Source organism: Amycolatopsis rhabdoformis (assembly GCF_035918295.1).
Taxonomy (GTDB): domain Bacteria; phylum Actinomycetota; class Actinomycetes; order Mycobacteriales; family Pseudonocardiaceae; genus Amycolatopsis; species Amycolatopsis rhabdoformis.
In genome coordinates this window covers 10,238,201-10,252,933 of record NZ_CP142149.1, presented here as the reverse complement: position 1 = coordinate 10,252,933, position 14,733 = coordinate 10,238,201, and the positions used below count along the sequence as shown (strand labels likewise).

The window sequence follows — 14,733 nt, the reverse complement described above, 5'->3', positions numbered from 1 at the left end:
ATCGAGGGACGAGGTGGAGGTGGCGTTTCGAGTGGGTCGCGGCGGTTGTTTGTGGGGTGGTCATGTGGCGGTCCTTTCGCGGAAGTCGAGAGTGGTGCGGGTTTGCGGGGATGTGGTGCGGGCGCCGGGTCGGTGGAGCCGTCGGTTCACGCCGCGGCCTGTTGATGGCCAGGAGCCGGGCCCATTCGACTGGTGGGGTCGCGGTCCGTTGATGAGCGGCGACCTCGTCGGGATCGCGTGCGAGCGGTGGCTCGGTCCGACGGAGCCCTTTCGTGGTTCGTCATGCGGCGGTCCTTTCGCGGAAATCGAGAGCGGCGGCGACGTGGTCGGGCGTGGGATGGGGTGTGGCGGAGAGGTCGGCGAGGGTCCAGGCGATGCGGAGGCAGCGGTCGGCGCCGCGGGCGGTGAGGAGGCCGCGGTCGAGGGCGCGGTCGAGCAGGGCGGTGGTGGGCGGTGGCAGGAGAAATTCGCGGCGGAGGACGGGGCCGGGGACGTCGGAGTTGGCGCGCCAGCCGTGCGTGCGCCAGCGGTGGGCGGCGCGGTCGCGGGCGGCGAGCACGCGGGCGCGGACGTCGGCGGACGACTCGGGTGTCGCGGATTCGTGGGCGGAGATGGCGGTGAGCGGGCGCAGCCGCACGCGCAGGTCGACGCGGTCCAGCAGCGGGCCCGAGATCCGGCCGAGGTAGCGGCGGCGGACGATCGGCGAGCAGATGCAGTCGGTCTCGCGCGGTGGGGCGCAGGGGCACGGGTTGGTGGCGAGGATGAGCTGGAAGCGCGCCGGATAGCGGACGGAACCCTTCACCCGCGAGATACGGACTTCGCCTTCTTCCAGGACGGTGCGCAGTGAATCGAGGCGGTGGCCGCTGAATTCGCAGACTTCGTCGAGGAACAGCACCCCGCGGTGGGCTCGGCTGATGGCGCCGGGCGTCGCGATGCCGCTGCCACCGCCCACCAACGCCGCGACGGTGATCGAGTGGTGCGGCGCGACGAACGGCGGCACGGTCACCAGCGGTGCGGCTTTCGAGAGGGAGCCGTCGAGCGAGTGGATGGCGGTGACCTGCAGGGACTCTTCCTGGGACAACGCCGGCAGCAGGCCGGGCAGGCGCTTGGCGAGCATCGTCTTGCCGACGCCGGGCGGCCCGGTGAGCAACAGGTGGTGCCCACCCGCGGCGGCGACCTCCAAGGCCCAGCGGGCTTCGGGCTGGCCGACGACGTCGGCGAGATCGGGGACCTCGGGTGGTTCCGTCCGGCTCGGTTCGGGGCTCGGCTCGAGTTCGCCCTCGTCCTTGAGCCACGCGACGAGATCGGCCAACCGCGAGACGCCGCCGACTTCCAGACCGTCGACGAGCGCCGCTTCGAACAGCGATTCGCTGGGGACGACGGCGCGCTGGTACCCCGCGGCGCGTGCGGCGAGGAGCCCGGGAAGGACTCCACGAACGGGCCGGATGCGGCCGTCGAGAGCGAGTTCGCCGAGGAGGATGGTGCGAAGCAGCTTCGTCGCGGGCACCGCTCCATTCGCCGCGAGCACGGCGGCGGCGATGCCGAGGTCGTAACCGGAGCCGACTTTGGGCAGGTTGGCGGGCGAGAGGCCGAGGGTGACCTTGCCGTCGGGCCACGGCTGGCCCGAGTTGCGCACAGCCGAACGGACGCGGTCTTTCGCTTCTCGCAGGCCGGCGTCCGGCAGCCCCACGAGGGTGACCCGGCTGAGCCCGCCGCCGAGATCGGCTTCGATCTCGATGACGCGGCCTTCGATGCCAAGCAACGCTACTGACCAAGCTTTGGCGATGGGCATCAGAAGGCTCCGGCGATGTGGTGGACCTGTGGCTGGGCGCCGGCCGGGGCGAAGACGGTGACGACGTCGTAGCGGGTGCGGCACCAGCCGACGCGGTGGGCGCGGAGCCAGCGCTGGGCGGCGCGGTGGACGCGGTCGATCTTTTCTGGGGTGACGGACTCCGCGGGTGAGCCGTAGTCGTTGCTCGCGCGGGTTTTGACCTCGCAGAAGACGACCTTGTCGCCGTCGGAGAGGACGAGGTCGAGTTCGCCTTCGCGGCAGAGCCAGTTGCGACTGAGGACCACGAGGCCCGCGTTCTCCAGGTGGCGGGCCGCCACGGCTTCGCCCCAGCGGCCGAAGGTGCGGCGCCACTGGGCGCCTGGGTCCGGACCGTCGTTCATCGCTCCCCCTCGGCGGCACCGGGCGCCGGGGCTGGTGCCGGGCTGTCACGGTGCGTGTGCGATTAACGGTCGCAGAGTGACGAGGTGGGGCGCCAGTGCCAAAGTCGCAGGCTGTGGACAACTGGGGTGTTGTGGATGAATCGGGGTGGGGGTCGGAAGTCGGTGTGAAAAATGTCGGTGGGTGGTGCTACGGCCGGGCCGGGAAGTGGGGCATGCCGAGAAACCGGGCGCCGCGCAGCAGAAAGACCCGGTGGGCACCGATCAGCCGCACGACAGGAGAGCCGCGACCGGCCCGAGTGAAGCTCAAGCCAGTCAGGAACCGCACGAGATCCGATCCAGTCTCGGGCGGGCTCGGCCACGCACGAGGAACGAGTCCAGGCGCGAATCAAGCGCCCCAGAAGACGCTGGCCAGGCAGGTCAAGCGGTCACAGGGTCCCGAGATGCGCCCAACTAGCGACTGGGCACGCGGGCAGCCGTCGCCGGCACTCAAGAGCCTGCCCGACCAGCAACAAGGCGGCCGCAGTCACGCAGGCAACACGCACCCAAGCAGCAGCCACGCGAGCAGCGGCCGTCAGAAAAAGAGTCCCCAAAACGCACAAAGCCACCCAGGCGAACCCGGGTGGCCGGCGAAAAACCGAAAAACCTCAGCCCGAAAAAGGACCGTCCTCCGGCAACCGGAGGTCCGGCTTGTCGAGCTCCTCCACGTTCACGTCCTTGAACGTGATGACGCGGACGTGCTTCACGAAGCGGGCGGGGCGGTACATGTCCCAGACCCACGCGTCCGACATGCGGACCTCGAAGTACACCTCACCGCCGCCGTCGCGGACCTGGACGTCGACGGCGTTGGCGAGGTAGAACCGGCGCTCGGTTTCCACCACGTACGAGAATTGGCCGACGATGTCGCGGTACTCGCGGTACAGCGAGAGCTCCATCTCGGTCTCGTACTTCTCGAGATCTTCTGCGCTCATGAAATCCGCGCCCCTCCTCGCGATCGTCTGGCTGCTCCGGCGGCGGAGCGTTCATTCTTACCCACCGAGCGGGCCAGGGCACGGACCGGCACGCTCGGGTTTTCCTCAGCGACTGTATCGCCGACGGCGGCCGCGTTCTCCAGTGCAGCGTAGGTGAGTACCACCGGGTGCGGTGGGGTGAGTCCGTGGGCCAGCGCCGCGGTGGCCACATTCGTGTAGGACCAGCGGTGGGCGGGGCTCGGGCCGTGCGCCGTGAGGGCCGCCATGTGGTCGGCGGTGCTGTAGCCCTTGTGCACGTCGAAGCCGTAGCGGGGGTGGTCCTCGTGCAGGCCGGCCATGATGCGGTCGCGTGTCACCTTCGCGAGGACCGAGGCCGCGGCGATGCTGGCGACGCTGCGGTCGCCCTTGATGACGGCGACGTTGGGCGCCGGGATGCCCGGCACGGGGAAGCCGTCGGTGAGGACATAACCGGGATGATCGCGCAGGGCGGCGACCGCGCGCCGCATGCCTTCGAGGTTCATCACCCGGATGCCGAGCAGGTCGACCTGTTCGGACGGGATCACGATCACCGCGTAGTCGAGAGCGCGCTTGAGCACCACGTCGTACACGCGGTCGCGGGCCTTCGCGGTGAGCAGTTTCGAGTCGGTGAGCTCCGGCAGCCGCGCGCCGTCGCCCGGGCGCAGCACGCAAGCGGCCACCACGAGCGGGCCCGCGCACGCGCCGGCGCCGGCTTCGTCCACGCCGGCGACAGGGCCGAGGCCACGGCGTTCGAGAGCACCCTGCAGACCCCAGAAGAGCTCACCGCGCACCACAGCGCGGGGCGGCCGCAGGGGTTCGGCCGGGGTTCGGGGAGCGGGAACGGTCACAACCAGGGGCACCTAACGTCGCGCCTTGCGCAAGCCTGCCTTCATCCGCCGGCCGACGAACAGGGTCGGCACGGCCGCGGCGACCCCGAGCCCGAGCGGCAGGCCATCCTGCCACGCCGGGGCACCGAGAGCCACCGGTTGCGCGGCGGTCTGCGGGTCGTGGTCCGAAACCCCGCCCCACCGGCTCGGCGGGAACACGATGATGCGCGCCTTGCCGATCACGTCGTCCACGGGCACCGCGCCGCTGGCACCGCCGTCGCCCTGGTAGCGCGAGTCGTCCGAGTTGTTGCGGTTGTCGCCCATCACCCACAGGGCACCCTGCGGCACCTTGACCGGCGCGAAGGAGTCCTGCACGGCGTGGTCGGGGTTCTCCCAGTGGATGTACGGCTCGTCGAGGGCCTTGCCGTCGACGATCACGCGGTTCTGCGGATCGCAGCACTGCACGGTCTGGCCGCCGACGGCGATCACGCGCTTCACGAAGTCACGCTCGTCCGGCGGGGCGAAGCCCACCAGCGAACCGAGACCTCGCAGGCCGCGGACGATGATGTTGCTGGACTCCTGCGGCGCGATCTCGTTCTTGGTCCACGCCGGCGGACCCCTGAACACGACCACGTCACCCGGCGAGGGATCCGTGAAGTCGTAGACGACGCGGTCGACCAGGATGCGATCACCCGTGCAGCCAGGGCAGCCGTGAAGCGTGGCCTCCATGGACCCCGAGGGGATCATGAAGACCTTCGCCAGGAAGGCCTGGATCAGGATCGTGAGCACCACGGCGATCGCGACCAGGATCGGCAGTTCCTTCCAGAACGACCGCTTCTTCCGGGGCTTGCCCCGCCGGTGGGACCCCCGACGGCCTTCGGAACGAGGCTCGTCGGGGTCGTCCTCAGCGGCGTTCTGGGGCACAGGATCGACCACGTCGCCAGGCTACCGGGTACCGCTCCGCCACTCAGGAGGCAGAGGTGGTCTCGCGGTTCTCGCGACGCTCCTTGATCTTCGCCTTCTTGCCACGCAGGTCGCGCAGGTAGTAGAGCTTCGCGCGCCGCACGTCGCCGCGCTTGAAGACCTCGACCTCGGCCAGGTTCGGCGAGTGCACCGGGAAGGTGCGCTCGACGCCCACGCCGAACGAAACCTTGCGCACGGTGAAGGTCTCCCGGATGCCACCGCCCTGACGGCGGATGACAACGCCCTGGAAGACCTGGTTGCGCTCGCGGTTGCCCTCGATGACGCGGACGTGGACCTTGAGCGTGTCGCCCGGGCGGAAGTCCGGGATGTCGGAACGCAGGGAATGCGCGTCCAGCGCGTCCAGGGTGTTCATCGGTGGTCCGTCCTCGTCGATTCGTGTAACTCGGGTACTTCATCCCCGGGCGCGCAACAGTGCTGCTGCGACTACACCAGGGGCTGATGGCGGGCTCGTGAACGAGGCGGTCCACTCACGCCAACCTGTCGATTATGGCAGAGGCGCTGGTGCTCGCTTCGCACGGGGTCTAGCCGAGGTTCTCGCCGAGCCGGTCGAGTACCTCGTGATCTCGGCTGTTCAGACTACCCTCCGGCAACCGGGCCAGGAGATCCGGGCGGCGCAGGGCCGTCCGTTCCAGCGCCTGATCGCGCCGCCAGCGCTCCACGAGTGCGTGGTTTCCCGAGCGCAGCACGTCGGGCACGGCCAGGTCGCGCCACACTTCCGGGCGCGTGTAGCTGGGGCCTTCGAGCAGCCCGTCGGAGAACGAGTCTTCGGCGGCGGAGCGCGCGTTGCCGAGCACGCCCGGCAGCAGCCGCACCACGGCCTCCACGATCACCAGCACCGCGGCCTCGCCGCCGACCAGCACGTAGTCGCCGATCGACACCTCGTCCACCGGCATCCGCCGCGCGGCGTCGTCGACCACGCGCTGGTCGATGCCCTCGTAGCGGCCGCACGCGAACACGAGGTGCTTCTCCTCGGCGTACGCGTGGGCCAGCTCCTGCGTGAACGGCTTGCCCGCCGGCGTCGGCACCACGAGCCGCGTCTCGGGTCCGCAGACCTGGTCGAGCGCCGGGCCCCAGATCTGGGGCTTCATGACCATGCCGGGGCCGCCACCGTAGGGCGCGTCGTCGACCGCGCGGTGGACGTCGTGGGTCCACTCGCGCAGGTCGTGCACGCCGATTTCGATGAGGCCGCGGTCGATCGCCCGGCCCAGCAGCGCGGCACGCAGCGGGTCGAGGTACTCCGGGAAGATGGTGACGACGTCGATGCGCACGCTCAGGCCTCGTCCAGCAGTCCTTCGGGCGGGTCGAGAACCACGCGCCCGCCCGCGACGTCGACCGTCGGCACGATCGCGTGCACGAACGGCACGAGCACCTCGCGCCCGGCCACGTCGAGTTCCAGCAGCTCCCCCGCCGGCGAGTGCACGACCTCCACGACCTTGCCCACGACCGTGCCGTCGACCAGCTCGGCGCTGAGGCCGGCCAGCTCGTGGTCGTAGAACTCGTCGGGATCGCCCGTGGGCGGGAGGGTGGCGGTGTCGGCCAGCAGCAACGCGCCGCGCAGCGTCTCCGCGACGTCGCGCGTGAGGACCTCTTCGAAACGCACCAGCAGCCGCCCGCTGTGATCGCGGGCGGCTGCGATGGTGAGATCCCTCTTGCTGCCGTCACGCAGCTGCGTCGTGACGACCGCACCGACGGCGAACCGCTGTTCCGGCGAGTCCGTGCGCACGTCCACGGCGAGCTCGCCGCGAATACCGTGCGCCTTCGCGATACGGCCGACTACGACGTCCATCCTGACCGTCCGAGTTCCGCCGCGGATCAGCGATCGGTGTCGACGACGTCCACACGGACGCCGCGGCCACCGATGCCGCCCATCACGGTGCGCAGAGCGGTCGCCGTGCGACCGCCCCGGCCGATCACCTTGCCGAGGTCGTCGGGGTGCACGTGCACCTCGAGCGTGCGGCCACGGCGCGTGGTCAGCAGCTCGACCCGGACCTCGTCCGGGTTGTCGACGATCCCGCGCACCAGGTGCTCGAGGGAGTCAGCGAGAAAACTCACTCGGACTTCTCGCCCTCGACCGGCGCTTCAGCTTCGGCCTTCTCGGTCTTCTTGGGGGCGGACTTCTTCTTCGGCGTGGTGGCCTCGGTGGTGGGCTCCTCGCCGGCCGCGGCGAGAGCCGCGTTGAACAGGTCCTGCTTCGACGGCTTCGGCTCGGCCACCTTCAGGGTGCCCTCGGCGCCCGGCAGGCCCTTGAACTTCTGCCAGTCACCGGTGATCTCGAGGATGCGCTGGACCGGCTCGGTCGGCTGGGCACCGACGGACAGCCAGTGCTGCGCGCGCTCGGTGTCGACCTCGATCAGGCTCGGCTCTTCCTTCGGGTGGTACTTGCCGATCGTCTCGATGGCCTTGCCGTCCCGGCGGGTGCGCGCGTCGGCGACGATGATGCGGTAGTACGGCGCACGGATCTTGCCGAGGCGCTGCAGCTTGATCTTGACGGCCACGGGTGTGGGTACTCCTCAGTGCTGGTGCAGGGTGGGCGCTCGTCGACCGCGTGGGGACACGATCACAGGCGCCCGAAACAGGAGCCCCCGAACGGCGAGAGGGTCCGGACGGAAGCGGGCAAGCGAACATTCTGCCAGACGGCTCGAAGTGCCTGCACAGGGCCTCGCACCAACCGCCCGCGAGCCCCTCAGATCGACGCGACGCCGAGCGAGCTGAGCAGGATCGCCACCGAGGGCAGGAAGTTGTTCATCGAGTGCGCCACCACGCTGCCCGGCAGCCGGCCCGTGGCGAAGCGCGCGAGCCCGATCGGCACGGCGATGACCAGCAGCAGCGTGGTCCGCAGCGGTTCGAGGTGACTCGCGGCGAACACCGCCGTGGACAGCAGGAACGCCGCCACGCGACCCCAGCGTTCGCTGCGCCACTGCATCCGCTCCACGGCGCCCCAGCACAGGCCGCGGTAGATGATCTCCTCGCAGATCGGCCCGAGCAGCCAGAGGTAGACGAACGTCACGATCGCCGCCGACACCGACATCTTCCGGTCGTCCACCAGCGCGCTGATCGCCGAGGTCGCGTCGGCCGACCCCACGATCTCGGTCCACACCCAGGCGCTCAACGACGTGAGCACGAGCCCGAGCAGACCGAACTTGAAGCCCACCTTCACGTCGGCCCAGCGCCACTCGAAACGCAGGTCGAGCTTGGGCCCGTTGCCGCGCACCACGGTGGCCAGCAGCGCGACGCCCGCCGCGATCATCGCGGGCAGCATCGTGCCCAGCAGCACCGTGCGGATCGGCAACGGCTGTCCGGCCGGCGGATCGCCCAGCAACGCGCTCACGAACGCGGCCGACGCGATGAGCACCGCCTCCACGAGCAGAAAAGCCCCGAAGCCCCACCGGTGCGGCGGGAACTCACGCGGCGCGCTCACCAAGTCCTCCGGACGGATCGGCACGGCGCCCGGAATCGGTTCCCGGGGCTGGGAAGCGGTCACACCCGGCCTCCGGAGATCACTCGGCTCACCGGTCGAGCCTAACCGTCGAGGCGGCTTCGCACAGTACTCGATCGATCACCGGTGATGATCGAGTTCGGCCGAAATCCGCGCCGTTCAGGAGGATGCGCGACGGGCAGCTCGGGCGCGGCCGCTTCTTCACCGGGCGCGCGGCTCGGGTCCGGACCGCCCCAATGTGGCGTTCGGTGCGTTCAGCGCAGCCAATGCCACATTGGGGGCAGGCGAGGCGGGGTGCGGACGGACGGGAGAGTGAGGGGCTCAGGTGTAGACCGTGCCGCCCAGGACGATGTGCGACGGGTGGCGCAGGACGCCCAGGTCCTCGCGCGGGTCGGCCGGGTAGACGATGAAGTCGGCCGGCGCGCCCTCGGCGATGCCGGGGTGGCCGAGCCACTCGCGGGCGGCCCAGGAGGCGCTGGCCAGCGCCTGCGTGCGGGTCATGCCGGCGCGGTGGAGGGCCTCGACCTCGTCGGCGATGAGGCCGTGGGCGACCATGCCACCGGCGTCGGTGCCGGCGAACACGCGGACGCCCGCCTCCACGGCCGTGGCCACCATGTCGGCGACGCCGGCGTGCAGCGCGCGCATGTGGGCCGCGTACACGGGGTACTTGCCGGCCTGGTCCGCGATGCCCGGGAAGTTCTCGATGTTGATCAGCGTGGGCACGAGCGCGACGTCGCGGCGGGCGAGCTCGGCCAGCTGGTCCGGGTTGAGCGCGGTGCCGTGTTCGAGGCAGTCGATGCCGGCGGCGAGGAGGCCCGGCAGCGCGGCCTCGCCGAACACGTGCGCGGTCACGCGGGCACCCAGCGAGTGCGCGACGCCGACGGCCTCGGCCAGCACGTCGTCGGGCCACAGCGGGGCGAGGTCGCCTTCGCCGCGGTCGATCCAGTCGCCGACGAGCTTCACCCAGCCGTCGCCGTCGCGGGCCTGCTCGGCGACGGCTTCGGGCAGCAGCGACGCGTCGTCGAGCTCGATCGCGAAGCCCGGCACGTAGCGCTTCGGCAGCGCGAGGTGCCGGCCGCACCGGATGATCGTGGGCAAGTCGGCGCGGGCCTGCAGCGGGCGGACGTCGAGCGGCAGGCCGCAGTCGCGGATCAGCAGCGTGCCGGCGTCGCGGTCGGTGGCCGCCTGCTCAGCGGCCTCCGCCACCGACACGGGACCGTGGGGGCCGAGGCCCGGGTGGCAGTGCGCGTCGACCAGGCCGGGCACCAGGAACCCGCCGGTGGCCAGCGTTTCCGCACCGGCCACGGGCTCGAACGAGAGGCGCCCGTCGCTGATCCACAAGTCGGAGACGGCACCGTCGGGCAGGACGGTGCCGCTCACGTGCAGTGCGCTCAATTGTTGCCCGGGTTCTTCGGCAGCTTGAACTTCGTCGGGTCGAAGCCCGGCACGTCGTTCATGCCGCCGAGCTGCGAGAGGTCGGGCATCCCGCCACCGCCGGTGGGCATGCCACCCGGGGGCAGCATCGGCATGCCGCCGGGGAAGCCGCCGCGGACCTTGGGCTGTGTGGGGCCGCGCCCCTTGCCCTTCTTCCCCTTCTTGCCCTTGCGCGTCTTGCTGCCGCCTCCGCCACCGAAGCCGAAGCGCCCGGCCATCTGCGCCATCATCTTGCGGGCCTCGAAGAAGCGGTTGACCAGGTCGTTGACCTCGCGGACGCTGACGCCCGAGCCGTTGGCGATGCGCAGCCGGCGCGAGCCGTTGATCATCTTCGGGTCATCGCGCTCGGCCGGGGTCATGCCGCGGATGATCGCCTGCAGCTTGTCGAGGTGCTTGTCGTCGACCTGCGCGAGCTGGTCCTTCATCTGGCCCGCGCCCGGCAGCATGCCGAGCAGGTTGCCGATCGGGCCCATCTTGCGCACGGCCAGCATCTGCTCGAGGAAGTCCTCCAGCGTGAGCTGGCCGCTGGTCAGCTTCGCCGCGGCCTTCTCGGCCTGGTCCTGGTCGAAGTGCTGCTCGGCCTGCTCGATGAGCGTGAGCACGTCGCCCATCCCGAGGATGCGCGAGGCCATCCGGTCGGGGTGGAAGGTGTCGAAGTCCTCGAGCTTCTCGCCGTTGGACGCGAAGAGGATCGGCTGGCCGGTGACCTCACGGACCGACAGGGCGGCACCACCGCGGGCGTCGCCGTCGAGCTTCGTGAGCACCACGCCGGTGAAGCCCACGCCGTCGCGGAACGCCTCGGCCGTGGTCACGGCGTCCTGGCCGATCATCGCGTCGACGACGAACAGGACCTCGTCCGGCTGCACGGCGTCGCGGATGTCCGCGGCCTGCTTCATCAGCTCTTCGTCGACACCCAGGCGACCGGCGGTGTCGACCACCACGATGTCGTGCTGCGCGCGCTTGGCCTCTTCGATGGCCCGGCGCGCGACGTCCACCGGGTCGCCGACGCCGTTGCCCGGCTCCGGCGCGAACGTGACCACGCCCGCGCGCTCACCCACGACCTGCAGCTGCGTGACGGCGTTGGGCCGCTGGAGGTCACAGGCGACCAGCATCGGCGCGTGGCCCTGCTTCTTCAGCCACATCGCGAGCTTGCCGGCCAGCGTCGTCTTGCCTGCGCCCTGCAGGCCGGCGAGCATGATCACCGACGGCGGGTTCTTCGCCAGGTTCAGCCGGCGCGTCTCGCCGCCGAGGATGCCCACGAGCTCCTCGTTGACGATCTTGATGACCTGCTGCGCGGGGTTCAGCGCCCCGGAGACCTCGGCGCCCTTCGCCCGATCCTTGATCCGGGTGATGAACTCCTTGACCACCGGCAGCGCGACGTCGGCCTCCAGCAGCGCGATGCGGATCTCGCGCGCGGTGGCGTCGATGTCGGCGTCGGACAGCCGGCCCTTGCGAGACAGCGTCTGCAGGGCGGCGGTGAGCCGATCGGAGAGGGTGTCGAACACGGGTGCGCACTCCAGCTGGGTCGTCGATCGCGTACCGGGCATCGCTGGGCGACCCCGGCAACCTCCCAGGGTAGCGGTCGTGGCCCGGCCGCCTCGCGGGTGCGCGAACCTTCTTCAGAAGGTTAGTACGCCCATGCGTATTAACCTGCTCGCGTCACCCCTGTCAAAACAAGAAAACCACTCGACTGACCTCGCAAAATCGGTAAACATCTGCGTATGACTTCAGCGACGACACCCCGCCCGACGCTGGCCGAGCCGGAGGCGGACACCGACGAGAAAGTGCCGTTCAGGCGCATCGCGGCGCTGTTCCGGCCGCACCGCGCGCCGATGGCCGGGCTGTTCGCGCTGCTGGTGGTGCAGGCCGGCCTCGGCGTCACGTCACCGTTCCTGCTGCGCGCGATCCTCGACACCGCGCTCCCCCACCGCGACGCCCTGCTGGTGAGCGTGCTGGCGCTCGGCATGATCGCCTCGGCGCTGGGCTCCGGCGCGCTCGGCGTGGCCACCACCGGCCTGTCGAACACGATCGGCCAGCGCGTGATGAACGAGCTGCGCGTTTCGGTCTACGGCCACCTGCAACGCATGTCGCTCGGCTTCTTCACCCGCACCAAGACCGGCGAGATCCTCTCGCGGGTCTTCAACGACATCGGCGGCGTGGACAACGTGGTCACGACCACCGCCGCCTCGATCGTGCAGAACGGCACCACCGCGCTGGCCATCACCGTCGCGATCCTGATCATGGACTGGCAGCTGGCCCTGCTCACGCTCGTGGTCGTGCCGCTGTTCCTCCTGTTCACGCTGCGGCTCGGCGGCAAGCAGCGCAAGCTCGCCCGCGGCCGCACCCGGCGGATGGCGCGGCTCACCACGATCGTCGAGGAGTCCCTCTCGGTGACCGGCGTGCTGCTGGCCAAGACCATGGGCAACGAGCGCCGGATGCGCGATCGCTTCGCCGAGGAATCGCGCGAAGTCGCGGCCCTCGAACGCAGCGCGGCGCTGGCCGGACGCTGGCAGCGCGCTTCGCGGACGATGAGCCTCACCATCATCCCGGCGCTCGTCTACTGGGTCGCCGGGCTGGAGCTGGCCGGCGGCTCGGCGCCGGTTTCGCTCGGCACGGTGGTGGCGTTCACGAGCATGCTCAACCGGCTGCTCGCGCCGGCCACGGCCATGCAGTCGGTGAGCCAGAACCTCGCCTCGGCCAAGGCGCTGTTCGGCCGGATCTTCGAGGTGCTCGACCTGCGCGTGGAGATCGACGACCGGCCCGGCGCGGGTGCACTCACCGTGCGCGAAGGCGCGGTGTCGATGCGCTCGGTGTCGTTCCGCTACGACGACGGCGGCCCGTGGACCCTGCGCGACATCGACCTCGACGTGCCGCCCGGCACCACCGCCGCGCTCGTCGGCTCCACCGGTTCGGGCAAGACCACGCTGGCCTACCTCGTGGCCCGGCTCTACGAGGTGACCGAAGGCCGCGTGGCCATCGACGGCACCGACATCCGCGACGTCACGCTCGCCTCACTGGCCGCGGGCGTCGGCTTCGTGACGCAGGAGACGTACCTGTTCCACGCGTCGGTGCGCGAAAACCTGCGCTTCGCGAAGCCGGACGCCACCGACGCCGAGATCGAAGAAGCCGCGAAGGCCGCGCACATCCACGACACGCTCGCCGCGCTGCCCGAGGGCTACGACACCGTGGTGGGCCAACGCGGCTACCGGTTTTCCGGCGGCGAGAAGCAGCGCATGGCGATCGCGCGGATCCTGCTGCGCAACCCGCCCGTGCTCATCCTCGACGAAGCGACCAGCGCCCTCGACAACCGCACCGAACGCTCCGTTCAGGCCGAGCTCGACCGCCTCGCCGCGGGCCGCACCACGCTCACCATCGCCCACCGGCTGTCCACAGTGGAGACCGCCGACCAGATCGTGGTGCTCGATGCCGGCCGGATCGTGGAGCGCGGCACGCACAAGGAACTGCTCGCGCTGGACGGCCGTTACGCCGGGCTGGTGCGCGGCGAAGGAGAGTGAACTGTGCGTGGTCGCCGGCCCGTGGTGATTCGTGGACGCCGGGGCACCTTTCTGTCCGGATAGTGTGGCCTCATGCAGACCGAAGCCGACCCCCGAGGCGCCCGCGAGCCGGCCGGTGAGCTGGCCGAGCTGGCGCGGCACGTGCGGGAGGGCGTCGGGCGGCTGAACTGGCGGATGCGGTCGGAGGCGGGGGCGCCGTCACCCGGGCCGACGGTGCTGGCGGTGCTTTCGAGGCTGTACCGAGCGGGCACGCAGACGCCCGGCGAGCTGGCGGAGTCGGAGCGGATCCACCCGCAGTCGCTCACGCGGGTGCTGGCGTCGCTGGTGGAGCGGGGGCTGGTCACGCGGACGGCGGACCCGTCGGACGGGCGGCGGTCGCTGATCGACATCACGCACGCCGGGCGGATCGTGTTGCGGGACTTCTCGATTTCGCGCGAGCGGTGGCTGGCGGCGGCGATGGAGCGGGCGTTGAGCCCGACCGAGCAGCAGTTGTTGCGGATGGCGGCGGACCTGATGTTGAGGATGGCCGACTCGACGGAGCCGGCCACACCTTCCGACGAGTCGTAGCAAGCTGTTGTCCCCCAGGGGTTCCGGGACGCGGCCGCTCCCCACGGCCGGCCCCGGAACCTTGGCGGAAGGGCTCACCTCCCCGGGAGCCTTCCGCCGCGTGCACGCGAGGCGAATGCCCCGTCCCCCGCTCGCCAGACCCCCAGTACCGGGCGAACGCGTTCCGCCTTGCGTTGGGGAGAAGTCTGCCGGGCCGGGGTGGGGTCGGGGCAGTGTGAAGACCCCCAACCGGAGGTGCGTAGAACTACTCAAGCCGCGCCGGGCCTGCTTCCCGCGGTCGCTTGCGGCCTGGTCGGCGGCCGTTGCCACCACCGTCCTCCGGTGTGGGGCGTTCGGCAACCGTGCGGTGGGGCTGGCTTCCAGCGCGGCTCGGCTACAACCGGGTGTCCGGGCCCGCGGATTCACTCACGCATTCGAACGACGGCTCCGCCTCGGCCAGCGCTTCGGCCGAACAGCCCACCGCGCACGCCGCCGCCTGGAGCACCTCGGTGACCACCTCGACGTCCACGGACGGCGCGGCCGCCAGGGCCCCGTTGCGCACGTCCACGCGGCCCGCGAGGCCGGCCAGCGCGTGGGCCAGCGCGTGCTGCCCCGCCACCAGCTGCGTGACGACCTCGGTGAGCTCGCCGAGCGTCGCCGCTTCGCCGTCGGTGCGCAACGAACCGGCCAGCTCCTCCGCACACGCCCTGAAGTGCGACGCGACCACCGTGGGCGGCAACGAAAGCCTCGGCAGGTTCTGCTCGGGACCCAGCACCCCACACCCCCCGCACTTCGCCCACCCGTCCGAACCCGCGCCATATTGCCACCGGGAT

The 14,733-nt window shown here is 70.8% G+C and carries 16 protein-coding genes; 2 read left to right on the top strand and 14 right to left on the bottom strand.

Features of this window, described 5'->3' with window-relative positions; all coding sequences use genetic code 11:
* Window positions 1-280: 280 nt before the first annotated feature.
* The 13 genes from VSH64_RS47735 to ffh all read right to left on the bottom strand — a co-directional run bounded on the left by VSH64_RS47735 (window position 281) and on the right by ffh (window position 11,344).
* On the bottom strand, window positions 281-1,792 hold the full coding sequence (locus VSH64_RS47735) for a YifB family Mg chelatase-like AAA ATPase (protein ID WP_326569344.1): 1,512 nt from the start codon (window positions 1,790-1,792) through the stop codon (window positions 281-283).
* Entirely contained in the window at window positions 1,792-2,172 is a 381-nt protein-coding gene (locus tag VSH64_RS47730) for a YraN family protein (protein ID WP_326569343.1), read from the bottom strand. The genes VSH64_RS47735 and VSH64_RS47730 overlap by 1 nt, the downstream gene beginning before the upstream one ends.
* A 644-nt stretch (window positions 2,173-2,816) precedes the next feature.
* Window positions 2,817-3,140 carry a DUF2469 domain-containing protein gene (locus VSH64_RS47725; RefSeq protein ID WP_003096226.1) on the bottom strand — a complete coding sequence of 108 codons (324 nt, stop codon included), beginning with the start codon at window positions 3,138-3,140 and terminating at the stop codon, window positions 2,817-2,819.
* Entirely contained in the window at window positions 3,137-3,952 is an 816-nt protein-coding gene (locus tag VSH64_RS47720) for a ribonuclease HII (RefSeq protein ID WP_326838229.1), read from the bottom strand. Before VSH64_RS47720 ends, VSH64_RS47725 begins: the two co-directional genes overlap by 4 nt.
* A gap of 66 nt (window positions 3,953-4,018) precedes the next feature.
* Window positions 4,019-4,921: a signal peptidase I gene (gene lepB / locus VSH64_RS47715; RefSeq protein ID WP_326569342.1), complete on the bottom strand. Its 903-nt coding sequence runs from the start codon at window positions 4,919-4,921 to the stop codon at window positions 4,019-4,021.
* 31 nt (window positions 4,922-4,952) lie between these two features.
* On the bottom strand, window positions 4,953-5,321 hold the full coding sequence (gene rplS, locus VSH64_RS47710) for a 50S ribosomal protein L19 (protein ID WP_326569341.1): 369 nt from the start codon (window positions 5,319-5,321) through the stop codon (window positions 4,953-4,955).
* Between the two features lie 169 nt (window positions 5,322-5,490).
* Window positions 5,491-6,237: a tRNA (guanosine(37)-N1)-methyltransferase TrmD gene (gene trmD, locus VSH64_RS47705; protein WP_326569340.1), complete on the bottom strand. Its 747-nt coding sequence runs from the start codon at window positions 6,235-6,237 to the stop codon at window positions 5,491-5,493.
* Window positions 6,238-6,239: 2 nt separating this feature from the next.
* Window positions 6,240-6,755: a ribosome maturation factor RimM gene (gene rimM / locus VSH64_RS47700; RefSeq protein ID WP_326569339.1), complete on the bottom strand. Its 516-nt coding sequence runs from the start codon at window positions 6,753-6,755 to the stop codon at window positions 6,240-6,242.
* Window positions 6,756-6,781: 26 nt separating this feature from the next.
* A complete protein-coding gene (locus VSH64_RS47695) occupies window positions 6,782-7,021 on the bottom strand; it encodes an RNA-binding protein (RefSeq protein WP_003103110.1) in 240 nt (79 codons plus the stop codon).
* Window positions 7,018-7,464 (bottom strand): 30S ribosomal protein S16, encoded by a 447-nt coding sequence (gene rpsP, locus VSH64_RS47690; protein WP_326569338.1) that lies wholly within the window; start codon window positions 7,462-7,464, stop codon window positions 7,018-7,020. The genes VSH64_RS47695 and rpsP overlap by 4 nt, the downstream gene beginning before the upstream one ends.
* A 188-nt stretch (window positions 7,465-7,652) precedes the next feature.
* The gene (locus VSH64_RS47685; protein ID WP_326569337.1) at window positions 7,653-8,450 is read right to left on the bottom strand and encodes a CPBP family intramembrane glutamic endopeptidase; all 798 of its coding nucleotides are present in this window, start codon (window positions 8,448-8,450) and stop codon (window positions 7,653-7,655) included.
* Window positions 8,451-8,726: 276 nt separating this feature from the next.
* Complete coding sequence (locus VSH64_RS47680) at window positions 8,727-9,800, bottom strand: amidohydrolase family protein (protein ID WP_326569336.1); 1,074 nt, start codon at window positions 9,798-9,800, stop codon at window positions 8,727-8,729.
* Window positions 9,797-11,344 (bottom strand): signal recognition particle protein, encoded by a 1,548-nt coding sequence (gene ffh / locus VSH64_RS47675; protein WP_326569335.1) that lies wholly within the window; start codon window positions 11,342-11,344, stop codon window positions 9,797-9,799. Before ffh ends, VSH64_RS47680 begins: the two co-directional genes overlap by 4 nt.
* 216 nt (window positions 11,345-11,560) lie before the next feature.
* Between ffh and VSH64_RS47670 the strand changes: the two genes are divergently transcribed.
* Together VSH64_RS47670 and VSH64_RS47665 are read left to right on the top strand one after the other, a co-directional pair.
* Complete coding sequence (locus VSH64_RS47670) at window positions 11,561-13,354, top strand: ABC transporter ATP-binding protein (protein WP_326569334.1); 1,794 nt, start codon at window positions 11,561-11,563, stop codon at window positions 13,352-13,354.
* A 72-nt stretch (window positions 13,355-13,426) separates the two neighbouring features.
* Window positions 13,427-13,921, top strand: a complete 495-nt coding sequence (locus tag VSH64_RS47665; protein WP_326569333.1) for a MarR family winged helix-turn-helix transcriptional regulator — start codon at window positions 13,427-13,429, stop codon at window positions 13,919-13,921.
* 373 nt (window positions 13,922-14,294) lie between these two features.
* Here VSH64_RS47665 and VSH64_RS47660 read toward each other — a convergent pair whose 3' ends face one another.
* Entirely contained in the window at window positions 14,295-14,675 is a 381-nt protein-coding gene (locus VSH64_RS47660; protein WP_326569332.1) for a hypothetical protein, read from the bottom strand.
* Window positions 14,676-14,733 lie beyond the last annotated feature (58 nt).